The sequence below is a fragment of the Candidatus Methanomethylophilaceae archaeon genome, from assembly GCA_017524805.1.
Classification (GTDB): Archaea; Thermoplasmatota; Thermoplasmata; order Methanomassiliicoccales; family Methanomethylophilaceae; genus Methanoprimaticola.
This window is the reverse complement of sequence record JAFXUX010000038.1, coordinates 51,635-72,331: the sequence shown is the minus strand read 5'-3', so window position 1 is coordinate 72,331 and position 20,697 is coordinate 51,635. Positions and strand designations below refer to the sequence as shown.

The following is a 20,697-nucleotide window of genomic DNA, read 5'->3' as shown; positions in this document are numbered from 1 at the left end:
ACCGGCGAACACAAAGAGAATTGATCTGGGGGCTTAGGCTCCCCCAGAAAAGTTTCAGAGCGCACCTGCGCCTTTGGCGGCCTCGATGCATTCGGAGCATCCGCAGGACTGTATCCTTGGAAGCCCGAGCTCGAGGAGCCTGAGGACTTTGCTGAGGCATTCGGACATCGTTCTGAGGACCATGTCTATGTCCACAGGCTCGTCCTTCCAGACGTCGTAATCTGTGACGGTGGCAAGGCTGCAGTAGCACATGCCTAGCTCCCTGGCAAGCTGGCACTCTGGGACCACAGTCATGCCGATGATGTCGGCAAAGTTCCTGAACATGAAGCTCTCGGCCCTGGTGGAGAATCTGGGGCCTTCTATGCACATGTATCTGCCGCCTTTGTGGTATCTGATTCCCATCTCCTCCGCCGCGACGGCGAAGATCCCGTTGAGATACGGGCAGAACGGATCCGGGATGGAAATGTGGATGACTTTGTCGTCGAAATAAGTGTAATCCCTTTTCTTGGTGAAATCGATGAACTGATCCGCGATCACCAAATCTCCGGGAACGAATTCCTCCTGAAGAGAGCCCACGGCGCATGCGGATATGACGTATCTGCATCCGAGCTCTTTGAGGGCCCACATATTGGCCCTGTATGGGACCGAAGACGGAGGGTACCTTTCTTCTCCGGTTCCATGGCGGAACAGGAATGCAATCTCGACTCCGGCAATCTTTCCGACCAGTATTTTGGACGACGGCTTTCCGTATGGGGTGTCCGGGCGGACCTCTTTGATAAGCTCGAAAGCATCCGGGTTGTAGATTCCGGTGCCTCCGATAATCGCTATCTCTGGCATATCTGATGCTTATCTGGCATCGATATTTCTATTTGGCGATGGAAATCGCAGCCTATCCTCGTGGACATCCTTCTCCTCGTTGAACGCCCAGGACAGGAACAGAGCGCAGACTGAGATTACAGTCCCGATAATCATGGCGAATGTGAACCCGGACATGAAGACGTCCGATGACAGCTCCGAGATCGGGGTTCCGGATGAGTTTGAGCCCAAGGCAAACATCCCCGAATACAGCGCCGAACCAATGGCCGATCCCAGATAGATTACCAGGGATACAACCGGCGATGCGTCACCTTTGTTCTCCGGAGGCACGCTGTCGACGACTCTGCTCCCGAAGGATCCGCCTCCGAACCCCCAGATGACCCCCAGGAATATAACCGAAATGATCATCGGAATCGGGGAGCCATCTCTGGCGAAGACCAAAGACGCGGACATTATTACCAGCGAAGCGCACGCCAGAATCACATAATGCCTGTTGCCTTTCTTGGGGATCATCTTCCCCACCGGAACGCACATCACCAGCGTGACCAAGGACTGGATAGCCAGAACTGCCCCTGTCGTCATCGTGTCATATCCCAGGACGATCTGCATATAGAACGGCAGAAGATAGAACGCACCCATCCAGCACAGATTTATCAGCAGGAAGACCGCGATGGAAGCTATGGTGGCCGGCCTTCTGAATACCGGAAGCCTCAGGACGGGCTCTGAGACCTTTCTTTCCAGAACTATGAATAAGATTGCGGAGACGGCGAAGACCGCGATGAGAACGGCGGACACCGTGCCGAACCCGTGCGACGGAATCGATTCGATCACATACAATCCGGAGATCATCGCGATGAACAGCAGCGCGGACCCGGCGTAATCGAATCCGGGAGACTTGAATCCGAAGTCTTTCGGGACGGCCTTCTGCGCCAGAGCCACGCCCACTATGCCTATGGGCACATTTATCAGGAATATCCATTCCCATGCGAAGTATTCCGTGAGGACGCCCCCGAGAACCGGTCCCAGAGCCCCTCCGATCGAATATCCGAGGACGGAGATCGAAAGCCCCATGGCCATCAGCCTGTGGGGCAGATACTTCACAGCGATCATTATCCCGGAAGCGGACAGCATGCCCGCCCCGATACCTTGGACCGCCCGGAACGCGATGAGCGCCGGGAATGACCACGAAAAGGCGCACAATAAGGATCCTACGGTGAAAGTCGCGAACCCTAAGACGATGACCCTCTTGAGCGCGCCTTTGTCGCATATCTTCCCGAAGACCAGGATCAGCCCGGCCATCACCAGGAAATAGACGGTTATGACCCAGGACGAATCCGCTGCCGTTATCCCGAACGCTTGGGCTATGTCAGGGAGAGCGGTGGTGACTATCGTCCCGTCCAATCCGTCGACGAATGCCGCCAAGGCAATGACGGCGTACAGGAGCCTTACGGCCTGCTTCCCAGGATGCCCGATCATCAATTTGCGATTGCCCGCGATTATATAAATTAAAGGATTCCGGCGGACAGCCGGATTGTTTCTCAGCGGATGCGCCTTATGGCCTCGAAAGGCGTGGCGTTGATCGCTCTCTCCACTTCGGCATCGGACATCCCCGCCCCGCGGGCAACGATCCTGGCCCTGGATTCGTCCATGAGGTCTTCGGGAGCGTGGGCATCGGAATCGATTATGATGTCGGCCCCGGCTTCCCTGGCAACCTTGACCACATGGCCGTTGGTAAGGCTGTGGCCTCTCCTGCCGCTGACTTCGATGAGGACGCCGTTGCTCTTGGCGAGCTCCGCCTCTTCCAAAGTGAGGAATCCGGGATGCGCCAAAACGTCGATGTCCGGATTCTCGACGGAATACCTGTTGGTGCCGGGCTAAACCGGCTCGACGGTCGTTTCCCCGTGCACAACCACCCATTGCGCCCCGAATCTTCTGGCCATATCCGCGACCTTGGCTATCCTGCATGGGGGAACATGGGTTATCTCAACCCCCGGGATGGTCCTGATGTAATCCTCGCTGAGCTCGGCGGCCTTGACCACGTTGGTGACCACCCATTCGACGTTGGCCATGTCGACGTGGTCGGTGATCGCGATGGCGTCATGCCCCAGAATCATTGCCGTCCTGACGAGCTCCGCCGGGATCAGCTCCCCGTCGCTGAAGATGCTGTGCGTGTGGAGGTCGGCTCTCATTGGGCCCTCTCCGACAGCTTCGCATAGACCATGTCCATCGGAAGGCCGGTCTTCTCGATGGCGACCATGGTGTGGTAGATGAGGTCCGCCAGCTCCCACGCCATCTCGTCCTCGTCCTTATCCTTGATGGCCAGCGCGAACTCCCCGGCTTCCTCTATGATCTTCTTGCACATGCGGGTCTCGTCGTCGAACAGCTTGCATGTGTAGCTCTCGTCCGAGGGGTTCTCGTGCCTGTCCTTTATCACGCGCATCAGGTCCGGCAGTATGGCCATCGTCGAATCTTTGTCGCCGTAGATGACGTCGTTGAAGCAGGACGGCGTGCCGGTGTGGCATGCGACCCCGGTCTGCTCCACCCTGACCAGCAAAGTGTCGGCGTCGCAGTCCGTCTGTATGGACTTTATCTTCTGCACATGGCCGGATTCCTCGCCCTTCTTCCACATCTTCTGCCTGCTTCTGGACCAGAAGTGGGTGTATCCGGTGCTTTTCATCAGCTCTACGGCCTCTTCGTTGGCCCACGCGACCATGAGGACCTCGTTGGTTATCCAGTCCTGTACGACCACGGTTATGAGCCCTTTGTCGTCGTATTTGAGTTCGGTCATCTTACTGCGATCCCCCTGTCCCTCAGGTATTCCTTGACCTCCGAGACGGTGCATTCGTTGTAATGGAAGATTGAGGCGGCCAGCGCCGCGGATACCCCGGTGCGCTCGAAGACCTCCGCTATGTGCTCTTTGGAGCCGCATCCGCCCGAAGCGATGACTGGTATGTCAACCGCATCGGCGACCGCCGCTGTAAGGGGTATGTCATATCCGGTCTTCACGCCGTCGGCGTCCATGGACGTGAGAAGGATCTCCCCCGCGCCGAGATCCTGGGCTTTCTGCGCCCATTCCACGGCGTCGATGCCTGCGGAGCGGGTCCCTCCGTGGGTGAACACCTCCCAATGGTCGCCTACCTTTTTGCCGTCGATTGCGACTATCACGCACTGCTTCCCGAAATCGCTGGCGCATTCCGCGATGATATCCGGGTTCTTGACGGCAGCGGAGTTCACGGAGACTTTGTCGGCCCCGGAGTTCAGAGCGTCCCTCATATCAGACGCGTTCTTTATCCCGCCCCCGACGGCCAGCGGTATGGTGAGGTTCTTGGCGGTCTCCGAGACTATGTCAAGCATCGTCTGCCTGGATTCCAGAGAAGCGGAGATGTCCAGGAATGTTATCTCGTCCGCGCCTTGGGCCTCGTATTCCACGGCCATCTTCGGCGGATCGCCGACGTCCCTCAGACCTTTGAAATTGATTCCTTTCACTACCCTGCCATTCTTCATGTCGAGGCAGGGGATGATCCTTTTCGCGAGCATATCATTCGCCTCCGAATCTGACGCTGTCTTTTGTGCTGAGCTCGGTGTCCCTGACCTTCAGAGCCTCTTTCAGAGCCTTCCCGGTGGCCTTGAATCCGGCCTCTACGATGTGGTGCTCGTCGAATCCGCGGAACACCATTATGTGCAGGGTTATCCCCGCAGTCATAGCGAAGCTCCTCATGAAATGGTGGTATTCCGGCGAGGGGCAATCGATGTCCGCATAAGGCCTGTCCACGAGATCCAGCGAAGACATAACGAGAGCGTCATCCATCGGGACGATCGCCGTGGCCATCCTCTCGATCGGCCTTCCGTCCATGGCGTCCCGAAGCGCCTTCCCTATGGTTATGGCCGTATCCTCGATGATGTGGTGGTCATTGTCGCCGTAGGCGCTGACCTTCAGATCGAAAGATGCGTATCTGGCAAGAGTCTCCACCATATGCTTCAGAAACATGATGCTGCTGTCGACCTCGAATTTCCCGCTCCCATCTATGTCAAGCTCGACGGAGATCTGCGTCTCCCTCGTCATGCGCTCCACTTTCGCTGTCCTTCCGGCCATGGTAACGAACACGAGTAGGAATCGGACGTATAAAGCATATTCACCGGGCGCTCGGAAAGGGATCCAAAGGATGGACGATGGCCAGGTTGGAGCACTCCATGCACATGCTGAGGTCGCCGGTATAACCTTCTAGAATGTAGAGCGCCTTCAGAAGCCCGCTGTCTTTGATGAAATGGCATATCGAGCACAGCGCTTCGGTCACATCCTTCCCATCGGCTACCCTGTCGGCTTCCTTCGCTATGAAAGCATAGAAATCGTCCCTGTATTCGCTCCTGTCGATTATGTCATTGCCTTCGCTGAAGCCCTTCAGATACTGCGATATGGCCGCGCTGGTGACGCCGAACATGGAGGCCACTTGCACCTGGGTCATCCCATGGTTTCTGACGAGCTCCTTGGCAAGGGCACCTCTGACCGTCGGGAGGATGCGGGTGACGACGATTTCGCATGGAAGCTTCATAGTTGGGCATCGATACGTCGGAGACTGATAAAACTTGTCGGTGGATGGGATCATCTGATGGCCGTTGGCGACCACTTCAGAACCTTCATCGGAATCGACCTCTCCATCCTCCAGCGTATTGTCATCGGCCTGCTGCCGGAATGCGAGATGTAATGGACTTTGCCGAGGAAAACATAGGCCATGCTGCCGCCGTACGAGTTGGTCTTCCTTTCCCTGGCGAAGAGCAGGACGCTGCTTCCCATATCGTCGTGATTGATGTAGCGCCTCCCGGTGGCCGAATCCTCGGATGTGGTGCTCTGGCTCTGCCAATTGAACTCGCTCTCGCCGATGGGATAATCCTCGTACATCGTCGTCGGAGAGTACTCGCCCTCTTTCTTGTTCAGAGTGACGAAAAGGAGGTCGCACCCGTTGGCTTTGTCGTAGTATACGCCTTCCCTGAGAGTGCCGATGTCTCCAGCTTTTATTATCCCCAGGGCCGCCCTGATCTGATCGTTGCTGTACGAGCAATGCAGCCGGAGAGGGTTTGTATGGCCTATGTCCACGGACTCCTCCATAAACTTCACCGCATCCCTGTCCATATGAAGGATCTCCCTGAATTCCGAAACATAATCTGGCTTGCCTCTGAGCCAATCTGCAAACTCCCATGCGTCCCCGCTCCCGCCTGCGCCCGAGGAAGGGTGGAATGTGAAGTACAGCATCGAAACGTAGCGATCCATCGATTCTGAGCGGCCGCCAATTCCATCCATAACGCTCAGCATCGCCTCTATCCAGGAGACGCTGTCGATGCTCAGAGCCCTCAGGAACGCCTTGGAGAAAACCTTCTCATCCTCTGGGTCGGGAGTCCCGCCGCGAGCGGATACAGCCATCCCATGGAGGGTGCGCCCGCCCTTGTATATTGCGCTCGGCTCTGTGTTCGCGTATCCCAAGAACTCGGACAGGGTTGGATCCCTGCCGAATTCGTCGATGAATTCCCTCACCGACGTCTCCAGGCGCCTCTTCCCGGCATTCGTATTGCTGATGCTGTCCAGTATGTGATTCTTAGCGATTTCCTCCAATCCAATATAGCATCCCGTCGGGAGTCCGATGAACCCGTTTTTGATTTGGGATCCGACTGACATAGCCGAGCATGACGTGAGATAGGCGATCTGCCTCAGATAGAGGTCGTATTTCGCATCGAATTGCCCTACGAAATCCAGCACAGTAAGCTCGGTCTTCCCTTGCGAAGGACAGAGCCTGAGGCCGCGCCCCAGCTGCTGGATGAACACGGTCATACTGCCGGTCGGGCGCAGGAAAAGCTCGGTATTCACCTCCGGGATGTCAACGCCTTCATTATAGAGATCCACAGAGAAGATGAAATTGATCTCCCCGCGGGAAAGCCTTCCCATTGCGTCCCGCCTGACGTCATCCGGCGAATCGCTGGTCAACGCCACAGATGGGATCCCCATCCCGCAGAACTTATCGGCCATGTATTTGGCATGGACCTTGGATACGCAGAACCCCAGCCCTTTCACCGACCCGATGTCCGGGGTATACCTCCTCAGAGCGTCGACGATGACGCCTATGCGCCCGTCGTTTCTTAGATAAATCTGGGTGAGCTCCTCCTCATCGAATCTGCCCCGCGTGAACTTGACCTTGGAGATGTCGGTGGGATCGGTCACCGCGAAATAATGGAACGGAACGAGGAGGCCCCTGTCGATGGCTTCCGGGAGGCGTATCTCGCCCGCCACCCTGCCGCCGAAAGAAGAGAGAATACTCTTCCCATCCATGCGCTCTGGCGTGGCGGTCAGCCCCAGAAGGACCTTCGGCCTCATCCCGAAGATGCCGTGGTAGCTGTCCGCTCCGGCGTGATGGGTCTCGTCGACTATTATGAAATCGTAGAAATCCGGCCGCATGCTTTCCGCATAGCCTCTGGACCTCAGCGTCTGCACGGACATGAATACGTGGTCCATGGATGGAGGTTCGATATTGCCCGTGCATATCCCTCCGAAATTCTGGTCATGGAGAACCATACGGAAGGTTTGGAGGCTTTTACGAAGAATCTCCTCCCTATGGGCGACGAAGAGCAGCCTGTTGACCCTGCCCCTATTCTCCGGCTTCCCGATGAAGCGCCTGTAATCGAAAGCGGCGATGACAGTCTTCCCGGTGCCTGTGGCGGCCACGACGAGATTGCGATAGGAATGGTGGATCTCCCTCTCGGCTTCCAGCTGGGCCAGGATCTCCTCCTGATAAGGGTACGGCCTGATGTCAAACAAAGGCAGATCGATAGACCCGGAATCGGAGATTTTGGAGCGGGAGAGCGCTTCTCTCAGACGGACGCCATCCCTGTCGGGATCGTATCCCGCAAAATCCTGAGAGTTCCAGCACTCCTCGAAAGCTTTCCCGACGGAGGCCATGACGTACGGGGCATCCGGGGATGTGACCTTCATGTTCCATTCCGCGCCATCCGTGACGGCCGCGCGGGACAGGTTGGAAGAGCCGATGATCGCGGAATCCAGCTTGGTCCTCCGCCTGAAGACGTAGGCCTTCGCGTGGAGGCGGGTGTTGTCGTTCTCGTAGGATATCCTCACCGAGCTGTTTGGAAGCCTGGAAAGCCAGTCTATCGCGGCCGCGTCTGTTATTCCCAAATACGTCGTGGTCAGTATCCTGAGCTTCCCGCCGCTGCGGGCGAAACTCTCCAGGGAATCGCGGATCGTGCGGATGCCGCTCCACTTGATGAAAGACACGAGGAAATCGACCTCGTCGGAAGTCATTATCTCCTTGTTCAGCTCCTCCATAAGATTGGGTTCGCCCCTTTTGTTCGTGAAAAGGGTGCTGAACGACATGGGAGTCGGCGGGCGTATTCCGATCAGGTCCCTGCCGCCGGCCCTGACCGCCAAAAGCTGCTTCCCGTCGCCGGATATCAGGCATCTGGACAGGGATCCGTCCCCGGTCATCTCGATGAGGCTTCTGATGATGCCGTTGCAGATGCTGACTTCCTCGGATATGGCATCGGATCTGCCGGCGCGGTTGCTGGGATGCCTTCCTGCAGATGATTCGAGAGCGCGGCGGACGACCCCTGCGATGTATTGCGAGAGAACTTCCGGCGAATCCTCTGGGGATATGCCTCTGACCTCGGCATCCTCCATGCCCAGCTCGGATAGCGCCCCGTCTATGGACTCGCTGATTACATGCTCGTAGATTCCGTCTTCCAGCCTCATAAATACGATCGGATCTGGAGATCGGTAGGGATATTAGCTGCTGTCGATCGCGCCCACCAGGGGACATCCCATTCCCAGGGGCGGATGACCTCGGTGTACATGGCGAGGCCTACGACAGCTCCCACCGCGCCGCACTCGGACAGGATCTCGGCATCCCTCTTGGATGTGACTCCGCCGGATGCGATGACGTCGTGGGGACAGGAACTTATGAACTGCCTTGCCTGCGCCTCGTCGATGCCCTTCCTCTGGCCTTCGACATCCACGTTGGTGTTGAGGACGGCCGCCAGCGGCAGATCCCATATGCGGCCGAACATCTCGTCCACGGTGAGCTCCGCGGATTCCTGCCATCCTTTGACGGCGATGCGTCCGCCTTTGGTGTCCATGGAAAGGACTATCTTTCCCGGGAAATCGTAAGCCAGCTCGGCCAGCCAGTCGGGATCCTTCACGGCCTTGGTGCCGACTATTACGCGGTCAGCTCCCGCGGATATGAGGTCCTCGACAGAATCCGAATCCCTTATTCCGCCGCCGATCTCCACCGGCACCCCGACTTCCTCTATGATCCTCTTGAAGACAGGGAAATTGTTCTCCTTGCCGAACGCCCCGTCCAGATCCACCAGATGCAAGTAATCGGCACCTTTGTCTGCCCACATCTCGGCCACGGCGACGGGATCGGGCATGACGATCTGCTGGCTGCCGGGAACCCCGCCCACCAGCTGGACAACCTGATGGTCCAGGACATCGACCGCGGGTATGACCTTCATATCCGCTCCTCCGCGAACGCTATGAAGTTCTGCAGCACCTTCTTCCCTGTGGCGCTGCTCTTCTCCGGGTGGAACTGGGTGCCGTAGACGTTGCCTTTCCTGAAGAAGCAGCCGAACTCCTTCCCATCGTATTCGGTGGTCCCGACGCATATGCCGGGGTCGCTGGGGCATCCGCAATAGGAATGGACGAAATAGAACATGCGGTCGTCAACCCCTTCGAAAAGAGGATCGTCGGTCTTGACCTCGTTCCAGCCCATGTGAGGCAGCACTTTCCCTTCCATCATCCTGACCTTTCCCGGATAATAGCCGAGCCCGGGCTTCGAGCCTTCCTCGCTCCCTTCGAATAGGATCTGCATCCCGATGCATATTCCCAGGGTCGGAACCCCGGATTCCAGCATCGCCAGTATCTCATCTTTGTATGGCAGAAGAGTCTCGGCGGTCCTGTCGAAAGCTCCCACTCCGGGGAAAACGATGCATTCCGCATCCTTCAGCTTAGACATGTCCCTGATGACTTCCACAGCTGCGCCGCATCTCTCCAGGGATTTGGCGATGGAATAGATGTTCCCCACGCCATAATCTGTGACAGTGATCTTCAGCGGCATGACGAGATCACCTCCTCGGCTTTCTCCAGCAGGAGCGCGTTCTGCTCGGAATTGCCGACGGTGGTTCTGACACAGTTCTCGGTCCTGCGCTTGGAGCCGAAATCGCGTATGAGTATGCCTCTGCTCTTTAGCCCGCTGACCAAGACCTCGTGGTCTATCGGAGACCGGGCCAGAATGAAATTGGAATCCGACGGGAATGGCTCGAACCCGAGTTTCCTGAGGCCGGCGGCCAGTTTGGGCCTCTCCTCTTTGACCATGGATACGCTTCTACTGATGAAATCCTGGTCTTTGATGGCGGCGATGGCGGCTCCCTCGCTGATCATGTTCAGCGAATAGGGAATCTTCACGCACATCATCATCTCGGCCAGCTTGGGGTTGGCGGCGGCGTATCCGATGCGGAGGGCTGCCATGGCGTATGCCTTGGAGAACGTCCTGAGCACAATGAGATTCTCGAATTCGTCAACCCTGCGGATCATGGAGCCTTCCGAGTATTCGGCGTAGGCCTCGTCAACTACCACTATTCCGTCGAACCTGGACAGGACGTCCTCGATGTCCCTCTCCCTGAAGCAGTTGCCGGTGGGATTGTTCGGGGAAGGCATTATCGCGATCTTCGCGTCCTGCCTGACTATGGCGTCGACATCGAGCTGGAAATCCTCGGTCAGATCGACTTCGAGGGCTTTGCCTCCGTTCATCTTCACGAAATAATCGTAGAGCGTATAGGACGGCACAGGGACTACGCTGTTGTCCCCCCAATTGGTGAACGTCTTGAAAGTGACGTCCAGCATCTCGTCCGAACCGTTGCCGGCGATGAAATTGTCCGCTTGGAGGCCGTAGAGCTCACCGAGAGCGGCTCTGAGACCGTCAGAATACGTATTGGGATAGGAATCCAGATTCCACTTCCCCTGGGCCAGATACCTTTCCGCCGCCGGATTGGATCCGAGGACGTTGGTGTTCGTGTCCAGCCTGAGCTCGCCGCTCAGCTTGGGGTTGTAATACCTTTGGAATCCCTGCGCAGTCTCTCTCATGACGCTGCGGTCCATATCAATCGACCAGCCTTTCTATGGGCATGGTCAATATTCCTTTGGCCCCGACCCTCTTGAGCTCGGATATGATGCGATAGGCCTGATCGGAATCGATGACCGCGTGCACGGCCACTGTGTCCCCGCTTCCGGATATCGGAACTATGGTGGGCCCGCCTATGCCGGGTATTATGCGCTCGATCTCGGGCAGCGCCGATTTGGGCACGTCAGCCATGATGTATTTCTTGTCCTCGGCCGCTATGACGCTGGCGATGGAGCTGACTACGAGATCGATCTCTTCCCCGTGGCCTTTCATGGCTTTCTCCGAGGATATGATAGCCGCCTGGGATTCGACGATGGTGCCGATCTCGACGAGCCTGTTCATCTTGAGGGTGGATCCGGTTGACACCAAATCGACTATGTAATCCGAGATGCCCAGATAAGGCATGATCTCGGCCGCCCCGGACACGACGATGACGCTGACGTCCTTTCCGAGCGAATCGAAGTACTTCTTCGTTATCTTCGGGAACGACGTGGCGATGCGGCTCCCGTCCTTTATGTCCTTGACGGATCTGGCAGGGGATTCCTCCGGAACCGCCACGGAGAGGCGGCAGAAACCGAATCCGAGATCCAGAAGATTCTTCAGATCGTGCCCGGATTCGGCCACCTGGTCCAGGCCGGTGATGCCCATGTCGATCGCCCCTTTGGCGATGAATTCGGGGATGTCCTGGGCGCGAACGAACATAATCTCGATGTCTTGGTTCTTTATCTTGACATACAGCTTCCTGCCGATGTCGTCACCAAGATCGAGGCCCGCTTTCGTGAGGAGCTCGATGGTCCGTTCGTTCAGCCTTCCTTTGTTTGGGACTCCGAATCTGAGCGTCATTTGAATCCTTCCGTCGGTTGCTTCGTATATGCGCGATATAGATAAGGATGACGGGAACGGGAACAGGAATCTGCGGGCCGCCAACCCTTCCCGACATCCTTTGCCGTTTCGGCACGGTACAATCAGCTCTGCTTGGAGTCCCCTCCATCCGATTCTGATTGAGCCTCAGACCTGCGGGCGGAATCGTCTTTACAGACCCTGATCAGGATGTCCGTGAGATCCAGATCCGTGCGCCTGTGCTTGGCCGTCATCATATCCTCAGGGAAGCTCAGGGCGTTCGAGTAATTAACCTCCAGAATCTTCTGGTAATTGTTGGCGACTGCCAAGGTCATATCCTCGAATTTCAGGCGCTTTGTCGGCAGATAGTCTTCTATCGGGTAGATGTGCTTGTGCCTCGTAGCGTTGTCTATTCCCAGCACGATCCCTTTCCTTTCGTTATTGGGGTCCAAACGCGACATGGACATCGGGATATAGCGATTATACAGGCTCTTGACGCCGGGGATATTGACCTCTTTGTTGGAGAATCTGTTTCCGACGAGGTACTTTTTCATCTCCTTGTTCATCTGCTTCTTCATCTCGCAGCGCAGCTCCCAAGCGTTCTCCAGATCCGATACGTAATCGAAAGTGAAGATGTCGATGAACAGCCAGCGGGTCGGGACATTGCGGAGCTTCAGTCTGGTGGAGTAATTGCTGTGGTACGTGAATTCGATGAGATCGATGACTTCGCTCTTCTTCGCCGCCTCCCTAAAGACTTTGAAATCGTCATGGGTCATGTACAGATCGGCGTCGTCATCCCATGGGATGAATCCCTCGTGGCGATAGGCGCCGATCAGAGAGCCGCACGCCAGAGTGTAATTGACTCCTTTTGACGTGCATATCCTGTCGACTTCCCTCAGAATCATCGCCAGCGCCCTGTGGATGACCACGGTCGTCGAATCGCTGCATTTTATAGACTTGAAGATGCCCAATATATCCTGCTCACCGATGACATTGTTTTTCTGCCCACTTTCGACAATGCAGTTGAGCATATGGGATACCGCCGCCGAATTGAATACCAATCTTTCTTCGCCCAGCTCGAGGATAGATATCAATATCGAGCAGTCGGACAGCAGCGACTCCTTCCTTGAGTCGTAATCCCTCTTTTTGCATTTATAATGCATGCCGCTCTTCATGACGGTTTCGAGAGCCAGCGTAAGAAGATACTCTTTATTGACCGCTCTCAGGAGCAAAAGGACGGATCTCGGGCCGTCGGACTTCATCTGATCGATGATGACATCCATCGGCTTTCCCGACGACAGATACTGAAGCATAACCGCGCATGCGATCTCTTTGATCTGTTCGGACGACCTCATACTCTCTAAGACATCATCGATGCGCGACGATGCCGCTTCGACCAAAGAGCATGCCGCTTCTTCCGTCAGATTCGAGCCCATCAGTATGGGTTGCATCTGATTCGTAAAGGTCTTGGGATCCTCTATAAGAGCTCTGACGATGCGGTGGGCGGCCTTGTCCAAGAAAGCCTTGTCATGGGTCTTGCCGAAGAGATGGCACAGGCAGACAACGGATCTGCTGGGAAACTTCAGAATCAGCTTGAATATCTCGTTGTCTCTGATCTCATCTTCCGAGCAATCGTCGATTATCTTTTCCAGAAATGTGAAATCCCCGGATTTGGCATATTCGACGGCATCTTCCAATGGCGGTTTCAGATTTGATTCGATAAGTTTGGCATCCCTGAGTTGGACGTGATGGTCCTGGAGGTATCCGTTGAAAAGATCCAACAGGTTCCACGGGATCTCCTTGAAACGATCGAAATTGGCTGTCAAGTATTCCAAAGCCGGATAGAGCGAAGCGAAATCCTGCGCCCTATGAGTTTGATTGGAGGCCGCATAATAAACCCAGCTGATCAGATTGTCGGATGAGCGGGTTATGCCGTATGCCGGTTTTATTCCCAGCTCTCCGCAAAGATGCATGTGATGCCTGACGTAATCATTGTACGAGGCCAGATTCTCCAGAATGATGTAATGATTTTCCTTGTGATTCTTGATGATTCCGACTACGGTTTTCTGTTTTACCAACTCTTCATGGAGGATGCCGGCGCCCGTCGTTTTTTTGTACATAGGATTGAACGGCAGATACAGCTGCGGGTTGATCGCGACCACGGAGCATGGGAACCCTATCACTGACGATATCAGAATGGCTGCAGTCCCACCAGAAGAAGAAGAGTAGAAAATTACCTCGGGCTGCTTCGAATAGCTTGCGGCCATTATCTTCTTGATCAATTCAGAAGTGATGGTCCAAATCGGCTTGCCTTTTTTGTTCGCGCCGCCGAACCATCCGAACCTGACCTTGTACATCCACACCATCGGGTCATCGATGCAAAGTATGGAATAATCCGTGCGTGCCGCATATTTCCATCTCGTATACATGCCCTCGGTGCGGGTCGAACCGTAATTCCCTCCGGTCAGGGACACCATCAGATGCTTGTCGTCAGTTTTTGACTTGTAAAATGCGAAGTGGAACGGGATTCCCTCGTATTCGATGAAGTACTTGCCCGTTGTTATCGGCTCTTTTCCATCCCACGGACGCTCAGAATACTGCTTGATCCAGCTTTCCTCTTCAACATCGATCTTGGATAAGGAATCGACCCTGGATTTGCTCAAGACTATTTTGTCCTTCATAGCGATCACTTCCCTCCCGCCAATTCTTTGTTGATAACAGTCTCGATCACATCCAGATCGGCCTTTGCCCTCTTGCTGCCGAGATATGGCGACAATTTCAGCGGAGGTTCCTCGAATTTTCCGTTGAAAGATGAGGGATGGTTCGCGGCTTTCAGAGTGAGCGAATCGAATTGAATAGATTTCGTGGGCAGATAATCTTCCAATCTGCAGTCGATCTCGTTTATTTTCGCGGTTTCGATGCCGTTCACGAGGCCGCAGCTCTGATCCGCCTTATCCGAACCGATCAGGTTGGATATTTTTTTGAAGGCATCCCTGTAGAGGGCTGACACCTTCGGATTGTTGACGTCGACATCGCCCAGGTCTATCTTCGCCAGGCTTTTCTTCAGATCGCTTTTGATCGAATCGTATTGCCCGCGGCGGTCGCCGTCTTTGACTACATCCAATTTGATCACCGATATGTACGCCCAGCTGCTCGAAATCCCTTTCACTGTGATGCGGGTTCTCATCACTTTTTTGTAAGCATATTCCACTATCTTCAGCGTCTTGTTGCCTGCCAGCGCCTTCTTTAATATGTCGTAATCCTGGCGGGTCATCATGATCTGAGCGCTGTTGGTGGAAGGCATCAGGCCTTTGAAAACGGCATAGCCCAGAAGGGTATCTGACGCAATGGAATAATCGATTTCATTAGCAGAGCAGATTCTGTCCACTTCCTTCAGCATGAACAGAATGGTCTTGCGCATTACGATGGAGTAGTCGTCGTATTGCCTGAAACTCCCGATGAAACCTCTGACCTCCTCTTTCCCGAAGGCGCTGTCTTTCAGCCCTTTATCGATCAGCCAGTCTATGGCTTTGACGATCATCTTTTTCGCTATGAAACAATCTTTCTCCTGCTGGCAGAGGAACGACAGCATACTGATGTCGCGCGAATAGGTTTTGCCGCTGACTTTTCCGCCGACCGAACTGTCATCATAGCAGAGTTTCGAACCCAATTCCGCGTCGATCATCAGAGTGAGAAGATGGCACTGATCGGTTCTTTTCAGTATCCTCAGGAAATTATTGTTTTTGTCGGAATAATTGTTCAGAATTATGTCGATGGTCTCGTTGACGCCATGTTTTTTGATCCCTTCGTCGATGGCCAGAATGTACTCTTCTCTGAGCCCCAGCTTAATCACGTCCAATTCAGAGTAGAAATTCAGCAGCATGTCACTTTTGGGCTGCAGCTGCTGAATTATGGTTTCACAGGACGCTTTGTCCAAATCATTGGAAGGAAGGATCGCAGTTTCGCCATTCTGATCGACCCCTTCGACATAACCATACCCCAGATACCTCAAATTATCACATTCCTCGTTAGGCCGCAGGTTTCATTGCTTGGATTTCCAGCAAAACATTCAGGGAAATATAATGTATTGCGCCGATTGTTTTTGGCTGTGCCCGGCGCCGGCCACAGATAACAAAGTTGACCGTTTGGAATCCCGTTTTCCGACGGGACACCCTTTGACGATGCGCGGATCTGCAAACGCTCGCCGCGGAAGGGCCTTGATGGCCCCCGGCGACCGCCGTCATTCTACGATCGGCATGAACCTTTTGTCCAGCTTGCAGGAGACGTCCTTCGTTCTGATATACTCCTTAATGCGATCATAGTCTTGGACGTAGTCCACCTCCGCCCAAAACAGGTCCGGCACATCCACGACTCTGACGGGATCTTCGGACAGATAGTTGTAGAGGACGTTCTCCCACCACAGGTCGTACTTCTCCTCTTTCACCATGGTGTCCAGCCTCTTCGAGAACGCCTCCACACGGTCGCCCGAAATCTTGGCCAATCCGACGTACTCGTAGTTCCTCTCTTCGAGCTTCAGCTCCTTGCCGAACTTGGAGATCATGCCGTCCTCCACGTAGAAGAAGTAATCTCCCACCTCGTACCTCGCGCTGTCGGCAACCATCACTATCTTGCCGGGAGCCTCCAGCAGCCTTTCCAGGAGCGGTTCCTCCCAATAGACGTCGGCATTGGAGATTATCACGTCCTCCCCGGGCTTCAGATATTTCCTGGCCGTCCATAGGGAGCCCAAACTGTTCGTCTTAGAGTAGAACGGGTTGTAGCTGTAGTCCACTTTGCAGCCCTTTAGGGAAGAGCGGATAGTCTCGCAGTCGTATCCCAGCACGACCGTGACATCGATCCCTTTGCTGAGCAATATCTCGACTGAATGCCTTATTATCGGCACGCCATCGACCTTCAGCGTGCTTTTGGGGCATTTGAAATGCCTGTACATCCTGGTTCCTTTTCCAGCGGCCAAAAGAATAGCTCTCATGAGATCACCTGTAATTCTCCAATAGAAGTCTCGTGTCAAACTGCTCCATCAACAAAGACGCGCCGTTCCCATCGATAACGTCATACGCATCATAAATCTTGTCTATGCGGACCTTCAGATCTGATATCGTATCGGCCACTATGAAGAACCTGCATACTATCTGCTTGAGCGTGCCGGCATCCTTCACCGTCTCCCCGATATCATAGCTGGGATTGACGCATACCACGCCCTCCATCTTCGATACCTCCTCCAATCCGACGACTTTGGCGATCGTTCCCGGCTCCATGAGGACGGACAGCTTGCATCCGAAGCGGCCGCCGAGAAGAGGGTCGGCCTTCTCCGAAATGCTGAAATCGGCCATCCTGCCGTGCAGAGCAAAGTCGACCATCATCCTCTTCGCGTCTATGCCGCAGAGATTGGCGAAGATGTGGTGCTCCTGTGCGCCGTTCAGCCTATATCCAGACTCGTAGAACCTGAGCGTCCCGTCGTCATCTGCGAATCCCTGAAGGAACATGACCCCGTTCTTGACTCCGATCTTGCGGAACATCTCTCTTACCGCCGAGTCTTCGGATGCCATGTACCCTTTCGTAAATCTGGATGGGAACACATATGAGGTCGGAAGCTGCGCGCTGGAGGCACGCTCATGGTTAGTGTAGCGATCGCAGATTCCCAGCAGCGTTGGCTCCCCGTCCTGGAACGCGTAATAGACCACGACCTCCTGCCCGGTCATGTACCTCTCTATGAGGACTTTGTCGAGCTCGGAAAATGACAGGGCTGATTCGACCGCGGAACGGAGCTCCTCGAACTTGTAGCATACCCTGATGCCGCGGGATCCGCTGCTGTCGACCGGCTTCACGATCAGCGGGAATTTCTTGGACCTGAAAGAATCGACGTCGGCGATGCCATAAAGCCCGCCTTCGGTCGTAGGCACACCGTTTGCGACGCATGCATTCTTGAATGCGCTCTTGTCCGAGAACAGATCTAAGAGCTCCTTCGTCGCATAGCATCTCATCCCAAGGGCATCGCACACCTTCTGATAAGTGTCCATGAGTTCCTCGACAGCGCCCAACATGATGCCGTCCGCCTTTTCCTTCTTGGCTATCCTCACTATGCTATCTATATCGGTGCCGTCGATGTCGTATGGCACGTCAGCGAACTTTTTGGCGTAAGCGTGAGGATTTTTGTCCACGACCACCGTTCTGACACCCATAGACTTGGCCATCGTCACAAGGCCAGCTGTAGCGGAGTTCCCACCTAGGATAAGAAGGCATTCCATGCTGTCTTCATAGTACCCCTTTTATTAATAATATTGTTGCACAATAACGGTTGCCCATATCATCACACCAAATTTAGCCTATAAACTCCCGATTATAATCGCCAAATCGGGGCGATTCTAAGAGAACGAACGAACGCACGGCATCATCGGAATCATCCGACAGACATGGATTGCGGGCCCATCCCGCATCATATAAATAAGATTTTTATGGTGCCTATTACCAACAGGAATTGCTCAAAACACTCGGGAGCTGAGATCTGCCAGAAGACGTTCTTCATCATTCAGATGTTCGGATTATAATCAAAAAAATTACGACAAAAATCGAACCCAGTTCCGCAAGATTTGCTAAAGTGATATGACATGACTGACATCATAAGAAAAGACGCTTCGAACAGAAGCTGCGATGGATTGAAAAAAGCCATCTTAACCGCCGAATCAGGTGATTTCTCCCAACTGGCCGACGAGCTGAAATACTCATATTACACCAGATTCGATCTCAAGGAGTAGAAGGTGTGCGAACTCATATCCGAACACCCGGAAGAGGGCTTCGATGCGGCATGCATGCTTATGCAAAACTTGCCTGCGACTATCGACAAAGAGATGGCCGAACGCATCGTTCCGATTGTCTGCTCCAAAATAGAGGAAAAGAACACGGACAGCTTGAAAGCCGTAAGAAAATTGGTTGAAAGCCGTGGCGCCAGCAAAGAAGCGCTTCGCGTGATGGCAGATTGGATGCACGATTCGGACATCCTGAGCAACTTTTTCGTCAGCAACACTCTGGTCGATATCTATTGGAGGCTGGGAGATTCCGATGACAATTCCGAGATGATGAGAATAGCCGAGGAATCCGCCGCGAACGGCAATCCTAGGGCTATGGCCCGCATCGGAAAGATGTATTACAGAGGCAAATGCTACAAAAAGGATCTGAGCGAAGCCGAGAAATGGGCGATATTGTCGTACAAAGAGGACGTTCCATGGGCCAAAGCGAATCTGAAAGAAATCCAGGATCTGAATTCCGATTTCAAATCTGCCCGCAACGAAGCATGCAAGCATACGGTACGCATGTTTGACCTTGCCGTCGGCAGCGCGCCCAATCCCAAGGGAGCTGCAGCGATAATACCTTCACTTAAATACTTCGCGGAATCTGGCAACGTATCCGCCATGATCCGCATCGCCAAAGCATATTACTAGGGCATAGGCATGGAAAAAGATGCCGAAGCCGCAGAGGCCATGGCCAAACGCGCGGTAGAAAGCGACGACCCTGTCGAGGAACCAGACGAAAGGGTGTGTTTGGGCAAGCTTTGCTGTCTCAGCAGCGACCCTGAAATTAGAGAAGCCGCCGTAAGCCTGACTGCCGGGCTGGACAGGGAGACTTATCTGTCAGATCTGATGGAAATGGCGCTGTATATGTCGTACCAAGAGGGCGACATGATTTCGTCCATCAAGAAGCTTAACTTCTCCGAGAACATGCCGGCATGGGCGCCCAGACTGGTCGAATCCCATAAGGAACACGTCTTAGCCGCTTTGATTGAGAACAATCTCCGCCTCGATTCGTCATACGGAAAACTGATAAAGAACGTCGAGGATCCCAAGAGCTTCATCGCCGAGGATTGCCAGACCATCCTGGACATACTAGTGGAATTCGAAGATGAATACCTTCTGACCCCGAGAAACGCATCCGGGACGATGAACAGGATGCTGGAAGCGTCCTTGGAAGCTGGAGCGATTGCCGAGGATGATCTTAAGAGCATTTTCTCAGCCCTGAGGATCAACAAAAGCGACCTGGAGAACATCCATAAAGTCCTCAAACTGATGTTGAAGTCGTTCGACGACATCTGCAAGGCCAACGGAATCCAATATGTGATCGCCTGCGGAACGCTTCTGGGCGCCTATCGCCACGGGGGATTCGTCCCGTGGGATGACGACATCGACTACTACATGATGCGCGAGGATTTTGAGAAGCTCAAGACTGTGCTGGACGAAAACTCTCCGTTCAGGATACACAGCAGATTGTATGAGAGCAAGGCCGATACCACCCAATGGTTCAACCACATCCACATGAGGATGAAGGGCGCGAACATGTTCCTGGACGTCATGGTGCTGGATTACGTCGAGTCCGCCGACCCAGCCGGATTGCAGAGATATTCCGATTACGCCCACAGCTTCAGAGAAATGATCGATGACCTCAACGAAGAAGACAAAGAGAAAGGCCTCAACCCCTTGGAAGACACGAGGATCAAAGACCTCTACGCGAGCTACAGGGAATCTTTCGAATCAGATATGCGCGGAGAAGGCGGGACCGCCGTAGCGATGACCATGGACAACCCCAGAGTATCCCACAAAAAGAAGATATTCAGATACGACGAAGTGTTCCCGCCGGTATACATGAAATTCGAGGACATTATGCTCCCCGGGCCCCGCGACCCGATGAAAGTCCTGACGAATCTTTACGGGTCTCCCATGAGGTTCCCCGGAGACATGATGCGCAACCATGTCAAAGGCAAAGACTACAATCTGAAAAGGATCAAAGCGTTCCTTGCAAAGAGAACCCCGAAAATATGAGCTCTTGACAAGGACTCTGTTGAAATCTGCCCCCATCGTCTCTG

Annotated in this window: 20 protein-coding genes; 3 read left to right on the top strand and 17 right to left on the bottom strand. The window is 54.3% G+C overall.

The annotated features are described in order from the left end of the window. Window positions 1–54: 54 nt before the first annotated feature. The 17 genes from mtnP to IKP20_08075 form a co-directional block, all read right to left on the bottom strand. Window positions 55–837, bottom strand: coding sequence for an S-methyl-5'-thioadenosine phosphorylase (mtnP, locus tag IKP20_08155; GenBank protein MBR4504922.1), 783 nt, complete (start codon window positions 835–837; stop codon window positions 55–57). A 9-nt stretch (window positions 838–846) separates the two neighbouring features. Then, entirely contained in the window at window positions 847–2,292 is a 1,446-nt protein-coding gene (locus tag IKP20_08150; protein ID MBR4504921.1) for an MFS transporter, read from the bottom strand. Window positions 2,293–2,354: 62 nt separating this feature from the next. Continuing rightward, window positions 2,355–2,654 (bottom strand): histidinol phosphate phosphatase domain-containing protein, encoded by a 300-nt coding sequence (locus IKP20_08145; GenBank protein MBR4504920.1) that lies wholly within the window; start codon window positions 2,652–2,654, stop codon window positions 2,355–2,357. 36 nt (window positions 2,655–2,690) lie between these two features. Next, window positions 2,691–3,005, bottom strand: a complete 315-nt coding sequence (locus IKP20_08140) for a histidinol phosphate phosphatase domain-containing protein (protein ID MBR4504919.1) — start codon at window positions 3,003–3,005, stop codon at window positions 2,691–2,693. After that, on the bottom strand, window positions 3,002–3,658 hold the full coding sequence (locus tag IKP20_08135) for a bifunctional phosphoribosyl-AMP cyclohydrolase/phosphoribosyl-ATP diphosphatase HisIE (protein ID MBR4504918.1): 657 nt from the start codon (window positions 3,656–3,658) through the stop codon (window positions 3,002–3,004). Before IKP20_08135 ends, IKP20_08140 begins: the two co-directional genes overlap by 4 nt. After that, window positions 3,601–4,353: an imidazole glycerol phosphate synthase subunit HisF gene (gene hisF / locus IKP20_08130; GenBank protein MBR4504917.1), complete on the bottom strand. Its 753-nt coding sequence runs from the start codon at window positions 4,351–4,353 to the stop codon at window positions 3,601–3,603. Before hisF ends, IKP20_08135 begins: the two co-directional genes overlap by 58 nt. A gap of 1 nt (window position 4,354) precedes the next feature. Continuing rightward, on the bottom strand, window positions 4,355–4,909 hold the full coding sequence (locus tag IKP20_08125; protein MBR4504916.1) for an imidazoleglycerol-phosphate dehydratase: 555 nt from the start codon (window positions 4,907–4,909) through the stop codon (window positions 4,355–4,357). Window positions 4,910–4,949: 40 nt separating this feature from the next. Then, on the bottom strand, window positions 4,950–5,366 hold the full coding sequence (locus tag IKP20_08120; GenBank protein ID MBR4504915.1) for a transcriptional regulator: 417 nt from the start codon (window positions 5,364–5,366) through the stop codon (window positions 4,950–4,952). Between the two features lie 50 nt (window positions 5,367–5,416). Continuing rightward, window positions 5,417–8,563, bottom strand: a complete 3,147-nt coding sequence (locus IKP20_08115; protein MBR4504914.1) for a DUF3427 domain-containing protein — start codon at window positions 8,561–8,563, stop codon at window positions 5,417–5,419. Then, window positions 8,560–9,324, bottom strand: a complete 765-nt coding sequence (locus IKP20_08110) for a 1-(5-phosphoribosyl)-5-[(5-phosphoribosylamino)methylideneamino] imidazole-4-carboxamide isomerase (protein MBR4504913.1) — start codon at window positions 9,322–9,324, stop codon at window positions 8,560–8,562. The genes IKP20_08115 and IKP20_08110 overlap by 4 nt, the downstream gene beginning before the upstream one ends. After that, window positions 9,321–9,920, bottom strand: a complete 600-nt coding sequence (hisH, locus tag IKP20_08105; GenBank protein ID MBR4504912.1) for an imidazole glycerol phosphate synthase subunit HisH — start codon at window positions 9,918–9,920, stop codon at window positions 9,321–9,323. The genes IKP20_08110 and hisH overlap by 4 nt, the downstream gene beginning before the upstream one ends. Continuing rightward, window positions 9,917–10,966, bottom strand: a complete 1,050-nt coding sequence (gene hisC, locus IKP20_08100; protein ID MBR4504911.1) for a histidinol-phosphate transaminase — start codon at window positions 10,964–10,966, stop codon at window positions 9,917–9,919. The genes hisH and hisC overlap by 4 nt, the downstream gene beginning before the upstream one ends. A 1-nt stretch (window position 10,967) precedes the next feature. Beyond that, the gene (locus tag IKP20_08095; GenBank protein ID MBR4504910.1) at window positions 10,968–11,831 is read right to left on the bottom strand and encodes an ATP phosphoribosyltransferase; all 864 of its coding nucleotides are present in this window, start codon (window positions 11,829–11,831) and stop codon (window positions 10,968–10,970) included. Between the two features lie 122 nt (window positions 11,832–11,953). After that, the gene (locus IKP20_08090) at window positions 11,954–14,509 is read right to left on the bottom strand and encodes a LicD family protein (GenBank protein ID MBR4504909.1); all 2,556 of its coding nucleotides are present in this window, start codon (window positions 14,507–14,509) and stop codon (window positions 11,954–11,956) included. Window positions 14,510–14,514: 5 nt separating this feature from the next. Beyond that, window positions 14,515–15,711, bottom strand: coding sequence for a hypothetical protein (locus IKP20_08085; GenBank protein MBR4504908.1), 1,197 nt, complete (start codon window positions 15,709–15,711; stop codon window positions 14,515–14,517). 357 nt (window positions 15,712–16,068) lie between these two features. After that, entirely contained in the window at window positions 16,069–16,815 is a 747-nt protein-coding gene (locus tag IKP20_08080) for a phosphocholine cytidylyltransferase family protein (GenBank protein MBR4504907.1), read from the bottom strand. A 4-nt stretch (window positions 16,816–16,819) separates the two neighbouring features. Further along, complete coding sequence (locus tag IKP20_08075; GenBank protein MBR4504906.1) at window positions 16,820–18,091, bottom strand: ATP-grasp domain-containing protein; 1,272 nt, start codon at window positions 18,089–18,091, stop codon at window positions 16,820–16,822. A gap of 360 nt (window positions 18,092–18,451) precedes the next feature. Here IKP20_08075 and IKP20_08070 point away from each other — a divergent pair, with 360 nt between their 5' ends. Genes IKP20_08070 through IKP20_08060 form a run of 3 tightly spaced genes read left to right on the top strand, consistent with a single transcriptional unit; the run spans window position 18,452 to window position 20,653 of the window. Beyond that, window positions 18,452–18,598 (top strand): hypothetical protein, encoded by a 147-nt coding sequence (locus tag IKP20_08070; protein MBR4504905.1) that lies wholly within the window; start codon window positions 18,452–18,454, stop codon window positions 18,596–18,598. A gap of 3 nt (window positions 18,599–18,601) precedes the next feature. Beyond that, the gene (locus IKP20_08065) at window positions 18,602–19,282 is read left to right on the top strand and encodes a sel1 repeat family protein (GenBank protein MBR4504904.1); all 681 of its coding nucleotides are present in this window, start codon (window positions 18,602–18,604) and stop codon (window positions 19,280–19,282) included. A gap of 9 nt (window positions 19,283–19,291) precedes the next feature. Continuing rightward, the gene (locus IKP20_08060) at window positions 19,292–20,653 is read left to right on the top strand and encodes a LicD family protein (protein ID MBR4504903.1); all 1,362 of its coding nucleotides are present in this window, start codon (window positions 19,292–19,294) and stop codon (window positions 20,651–20,653) included. The last annotated feature ends 44 nt before the right edge of the window (window positions 20,654–20,697 follow it).

Excerpts from the sequence above, each read along its gene's own strand:
- mtnP (MBR4504922.1), bottom strand. The coding sequence starts at position 837 with ATGCCAGAGATAGCGATTATCGGAGGCACCGGAATCTACAACCCGGAT.
- IKP20_08140 (MBR4504919.1), bottom strand. The coding sequence starts at position 3,005 with ATGAGAGCCGACCTCCACACGCACAGCATCTTCAGCGACGGGGAGCTG.
- IKP20_08060 (MBR4504903.1), top strand. The coding sequence starts at position 19,292 with ATGGAAAAAGATGCCGAAGCCGCAGAGGCCATGGCCAAACGCGCGGTA.
- IKP20_08080 (MBR4504907.1), bottom strand. The coding sequence starts at position 16,815 with ATGAGAGCTATTCTTTTGGCCGCTGGAAAAGGAACCAGGATGTACAGG.
- IKP20_08090 (MBR4504909.1), bottom strand. The coding sequence starts at position 14,509 with ATGAAGGACAAAATAGTCTTGAGCAAATCCAGGGTCGATTCCTTATCC.
- IKP20_08085 (MBR4504908.1), bottom strand. The coding sequence starts at position 15,711 with ATGCTGCTGAATTTCTACTCTGAATTGGACGTGATTAAGCTGGGGCTC.
- IKP20_08150 (MBR4504921.1), bottom strand. The coding sequence starts at position 2,292 with ATGATCGGGCATCCTGGGAAGCAGGCCGTAAGGCTCCTGTACGCCGTC.
- IKP20_08075 (MBR4504906.1), bottom strand. The coding sequence starts at position 18,091 with ATGGAATGCCTTCTTATCCTAGGTGGGAACTCCGCTACAGCTGGCCTT.
- IKP20_08135 (MBR4504918.1), bottom strand. The coding sequence starts at position 3,658 with ATGCACCGTCTCGGAGGTCAAGGAATACCTGAGGGACAGGGGGATCGC.
- IKP20_08115 (MBR4504914.1), bottom strand. The coding sequence starts at position 8,563 with ATGAGGCTGGAAGACGGAATCTACGAGCATGTAATCAGCGAGTCCATA.
- hisF (MBR4504917.1), bottom strand. The coding sequence starts at position 4,353 with ATGCTCGCGAAAAGGATCATCCCCTGCCTCGACATGAAGAATGGCAGG.
- IKP20_08095 (MBR4504910.1), bottom strand. The coding sequence starts at position 11,831 with ATGACGCTCAGATTCGGAGTCCCAAACAAAGGAAGGCTGAACGAACGG.
- hisC (MBR4504911.1), bottom strand. The coding sequence starts at position 10,966 with ATGGACCGCAGCGTCATGAGAGAGACTGCGCAGGGATTCCAAAGGTAT.
- IKP20_08110 (MBR4504913.1), bottom strand. The coding sequence starts at position 9,324 with ATGAAGGTCATACCCGCGGTCGATGTCCTGGACCATCAGGTTGTCCAG.
- IKP20_08120 (MBR4504915.1), bottom strand. The coding sequence starts at position 5,366 with ATGAAGCTTCCATGCGAAATCGTCGTCACCCGCATCCTCCCGACGGTC.
- IKP20_08070 (MBR4504905.1), top strand. The coding sequence starts at position 18,452 with ATGACTGACATCATAAGAAAAGACGCTTCGAACAGAAGCTGCGATGGA.
- IKP20_08125 (MBR4504916.1), bottom strand. The coding sequence starts at position 4,909 with ATGGCCGGAAGGACAGCGAAAGTGGAGCGCATGACGAGGGAGACGCAG.